At 67.1% G+C, this 3,844-nt stretch carries 3 protein-coding genes; 1 reads left to right on the top strand and 2 read right to left on the bottom strand.

Going from position 1 to position 3,844, the window contains the following annotated elements:
* Nucleotides 1-2,353: PBP1A family penicillin-binding protein (locus Q0C59_RS11110; RefSeq protein WP_366518854.1), on the top strand; the 2,353-nt coding region annotated here is incomplete at its 5' end.
* A gap of 76 nt (nucleotides 2,354-2,429) precedes the next feature.
* Here Q0C59_RS11110 and Q0C59_RS11105 read toward each other — a convergent pair.
* Together Q0C59_RS11105 and Q0C59_RS11100 are read right to left on the bottom strand one after the other, a co-directional pair.
* Nucleotides 2,430-3,410: a nitronate monooxygenase family protein gene (locus tag Q0C59_RS11105; RefSeq protein ID WP_291215256.1), complete on the bottom strand. Its 981-nt coding sequence runs from the start codon at nucleotides 3,408-3,410 to the stop codon at nucleotides 2,430-2,432.
* A gap of 26 nt (nucleotides 3,411-3,436) precedes the next feature.
* Nucleotides 3,437-3,844 (bottom strand): acyl-CoA dehydrogenase C-terminal domain-containing protein (locus tag Q0C59_RS11100; protein WP_291215254.1); only part of this gene is annotated, 408 nt, incomplete at its 5' end.

The raw sequence follows: 3,844 nt of genomic DNA, 5'->3' as shown, positions 1-3,844 counted from the left end.
CGCTGCACATGCAGCGCACACCGATCCGGGACAATCTCCCCCCATGCCCAAGCCTTACCTTCGCAGTGCGGTGCTCACCCTGGTGGTGATGCCCGCCGCCTTCATGGCCCCTGCCCTGCAGGCCTCGCCCTTCGATCTGCCACCGCTGGACAGCATCGTCAAATACCAGCCGAAACTCCCCTTGCAGGTGTTCACCGCCGATGGCGTGGAGATCGCGCAGTTCGGCACCGAGCGGCGTGAATACCTGCCGCTCTCGCGCACGCCCAAGCTGCTGCAGGACGCCGTGCTGTCGGTGGAAGACGCGCGCTTTCGTGAACACAACGGCGTGGATCCCCGGGGCATGGCGCGTGCGCTGGTGGCGGTGGTCACCGGTGGGCGCAAGCAAGGGGCATCCACCATCACGCAGCAACTGGTGCGCACCATGCTGCTCACGCGCGAGTTTTCTGCCGAGCGCAAGGCCAAGGAAATCTGGCTCGCATTGAAACTGGAAGACGAGCTCTCCAAGGACCGCATCCTGGAGATTTACCTCAACGAGATCTTCCTGGGCCAGCGTGCCTATGGCTTTGCCGCCGCGTCAAAAACCTATTTCGGCAAACCGCTGGACAAACTCTCGCTGGCCGAGACCGCCATGCTCGCCGGCCTGCCACAGAACCCCTACTACGCCAACCCGGTGGCCAACTTCGAACGCGCTACACAACGCCAGCGCGTGGTGCTGGAGCGAATGCGCGCCACCGATGCCATCACCGACGCGCAGCTGGCCGCTGCGCGCGCCGAGAAGCTCGTGCTGCGCACGCCCGGCCTGCGCAGCGTGCACGCCGCCCACGTCGCCGAAATGGCGCGTCGCGCCGTGGTGGAGCGCTTCGGCACCGAGGCCTATTCCAACGGCCTGCGGGTCACCACCTCGTTGCGCGCGGCCGACCAGCGCGCCGCCCACGCGGCCGTGCAACGCGGCGTGCTGGCGTTTGACCGACGCGGCGCCTGGCGTGGGCCGGAAGATGTGGCATCACTTCCGAACGGCACGGGCGCGGAGGTCGAACGCGCCGCCGCCGAGGCTCTGAAGGACCACCGCGACGACGAAACCCTGCGCGTGGGCATCGTGCTCTCAGCCAACCCCAAGGCCATGCAGGTGCAGTTGTCCAGCGGCGAACGGATCACGCTGCAAGGCGAAGGCCTGCGCTGGGCGCAGAAGGGGCTGGACCCCAAGGCCAAGGCGCCGCTGAAGATCGTGCGCGGCGCCATCGTGCGGGTGGTGAGCGCGGGCAAACTCAAGGGCAAACCGGTCTGGGCCATCTCACAGTGGCCCGAGGCTGAAGCCGCGCTGGTCGCCATGGACAGCCAGACCGGCCGCGTGCGCGCGCTGGTGGGCGGGTTCGACTTCACCAAGCAGCCGTTCAACCACGTCACCCAGGGCTGGCGCCAGCCCGGTTCGGCGCTCAAGCCGCTGCTGTATTCGGCCGCACTCGAAGCACGCGTGATGCCGGGCACGCTGGTCGACGACCTGCCCTTCACCGCGTCCAACGGCTGGAGCCCCACCAACAGCAACGGGCAATATGCGGGCCCGATCACGCTGCGCCAGGCATTGGCCCAGTCCAGCAACATCGCCAGCGTGCGCGTGCTGCAGCACACCGGCACGCAAGTTGCGCGCGACTGGACCGCCCGCTTCGGCCTGGACCCCGCGCGTCAGCCGAACGACCTCACGCTGGCCCTGGGCACGGGCAGCGTCACGCCGCTGCAGATGGCGCAGGCCTATGCCACGGTGGCCAACGGCGGCTGGAAGGTGGCGCCGGTGGTGGTGGAGAAGATCACCGATGCCCAAGGCAAGGTGCTGTTTGAAGCGCCCCCGCCCGAGGCGCTCACCGAGGCCAACAGGGCCATTCCCGCGCGCAACGCGTTCGTGATGTCCAGCCTGCTCAACGAGGTGACGCGCACCGGTACCGCGGCGCGCGCTCAGGCCACGCTCAAGCGCCCCGACGTGTACGGCAAAACCGGCACCACCAACGACGCGGTCGACGCCTGGTTCGCCGGCTACCAGCCCAGCCTCGCCACCGCCGTGTGGGTGGGTTACGACAAGCCACGCAGCCTGGGCGGCGGTGAGTCGGGCGGGCGCATTGCGCTGCCGATCTGGATCGACTACATGGGCGCAGCGCTCAAAGGTACGCCGGTGGCGCAGGCCCCCGCCGTCCCCGACGGACTCACGCGTCTGGGGGAAGACTGGATCTACGCCGAGTGGCAAGGCAGCGGCTCGGTGGCACAGATTTCCGACCAGGGTGGCGTGCAGTACGCGCAGACGCCGGGAGAGGCCCTCGGCGAAGCACTCAGCAGTTTTGGCGCCTGGCTGAGAGGAGAACGCTGACCCTGACGGAGGCTGCTGCGCAGACGCAAAAAAGCCGGCGCTTGAAGCCGGCTTTTTTGTGAGCGATGAAGCCCGATCAACCGGCGCAGATGCGCGCCTTGGCTTCTGCGTATTCGCGCTTGAAGCGCGCCACCAGATCGGCCGCCGGCACTACCTCACGGATCGCGCCGATGCCCTGGCCGCAGCCCCAGATGTCCTTCCAGGCCTTGGCCGCTGCGGCACCTTCACCTGTGCCGAAGTTCATCTTGCTCGGGTCGCTCTGCGGCAGGTTGTCCGGGTCCATGCCGGCGTTCTGGATGCTGCCCTTGAGGTAGTTGCCATGAATGCCGGTGTAGAAGTTGCTGTAGACGATGTCGTCCGAATTCGACTTCGTGATCATCTCCTTGTAGCCGTCGACCGCGCGCGCTTCGTCGGTGGCAATGAAGGCCGAGCCGATGTAGGCGAAGTCGGCGCCCATGGCCTGAGCGGCCAGGATGGCACCGCCTGAGGAGATGGAGCCGGACAGCGCCACCGGACCACCAAACCACTCGCGGATTTCCTGGATCATCGCGAACGGGCTCTTCACGCTGGCGTGGCCACCGGCACCTGCCGCCACCGGGATCAGGCCGTCAGCGCCCTTCTCGATCGCCTTGTGCGCAAACACGTTGTTGATCACGTCGTGCAGCACCACGCCGCCCCAGCTGTGCACACCCTGGTTCACATCTTCGCGCGCACCCAGGCTGGTGATGATGATCGGCACCTTGTACTTGGCGCACAGCTGCATGTCGTGCTCCAGCCGGTCGTTGCTCTTGTGCACGATCTGGTTGATGGCAAACGGTGCAGCCTTGTTGTCGGGGTGGGCTGCGTCGTGCGCGGCCAGGGCTTCGGTGATCTCGGCCAGCCACTCGTCGAGCTGCGAGGCCGGACGCGCGTTGAGCGCGGGCATGGAGCCCACCACGCCGGCCTTGCACTGCGCAATGACGAGCTTGGGGTTGCTGATGATGAACAGCGGTGAGCCGATCACCGGGAACTTGATGTTCTTGAGAACCGGGGGCAGGCTGCGGGCGGGTGCGGTCATGAAGTCTCCGTCGGGTGTGTGGTGGGTCAGAACGATTCGATGGCCAGCGCGGTCACGGCCTCGGCGCCTTCAACGATCGCATCGCGTGTGCCCGGGGCGCGGCTGAGGATGTGGTCGGCGTAGAAACGCGCGGTGGTGATCTTGGCCTGCATGAAGGCCACGTCCTGTCCCTGGGCCGACAGGTCTTCGGCCACCATCAGCGAGCGCGCCAGCTGCCAGCCCGCCATGAGGTTGCCCGCGAGCATGAGGTAGGGCACGCTGCCGGCGAACGCCGCGTTGGGGTTGCTGCGCGTGTTGGCGGCGATGAACTCGACCACGTCCACAAAGGCCTCGCGCGCAGCCTTCAGACGCTTGAGCACCGCCTTGGCGTTGGCGCTGTCACGCTGCGCCAGTTCAGCCTCGGTCTTCTCGATCTGCGCCGCAATCGCCTTGGC

It is taken from the genome of Hydrogenophaga sp., from assembly GCF_022844385.1.
In the GTDB taxonomy this organism is placed as follows: Bacteria; Pseudomonadota; Gammaproteobacteria; order Burkholderiales; family Burkholderiaceae_C; genus Hydrogenophaga.
Note: the sequence above shows the minus strand (reverse complement) of the source record. Positions and strands in the feature narration are given on the sequence as shown.